At 25.1% G+C, this 573-nt stretch carries 1 protein-coding gene; it reads left to right on the top strand.

What is annotated here, in order from left to right:
* Positions 1–142 precede the first annotated feature (142 nt).
* Positions 143–573, top strand: a 431-nt coding sequence (locus A500_RS19115; protein WP_016209215.1) for an REP-associated tyrosine transposase, incomplete at its 3' end; no start/stop codon positions are given.

Genomic DNA, 573 nt, shown 5'->3' with positions numbered 1-573 from the left:
CAATAGAAGGAAAACTAAACAATGCAAGCTATATAAATAGTAATGGAGAAAAGAAGTATAGTAATAATATAATTTTAGAGGAATTTCAATTTTTAGATAATAAAAAGGAAAACGTTATTTAACAATAACTTGGAGTTAGTATATGACTTATAAAAAAAGAGAATGGTGGCCAGGCGTAGTACTACATATTACTGCTCGTGGAAATCATAGAAATGATATTTTTAGAGATGAAGAAGATTTTCAAATATACCTAGATTTAATGAAAGAATCTATAGAGTTTTATAATGCTGATTTTGAAGTTTATGCGTATTGTTTAATGGATAATCATGTTCATTTACTTGTAAAATGTAAAGAAAGGCATATATCCTTATTTATATCTAGGATTCATAGTTTATATGCAAAAATATTTAATAATAAATATAGGTATATAGGATATCTATTTCAAAATAGATATTTTACAGAAGTTATCGAAGATGATTCACAATTATTAGCAACTTGTAGATATATACATTTAAATCCAGTGAGAGCCAAAATGGTTAAAAAGCCAGAAGAATATAATTGGAGTAGTTATAA

The sequence above is a fragment of the Clostridium sartagoforme AAU1 genome, assembly GCF_000401215.1.
Classification (GTDB): Bacteria; Bacillota; Clostridia; order Clostridiales; family Clostridiaceae; genus Clostridium; species Clostridium sartagoforme.
This window is presented reverse-complemented; position numbering and strand designations above follow the sequence as displayed.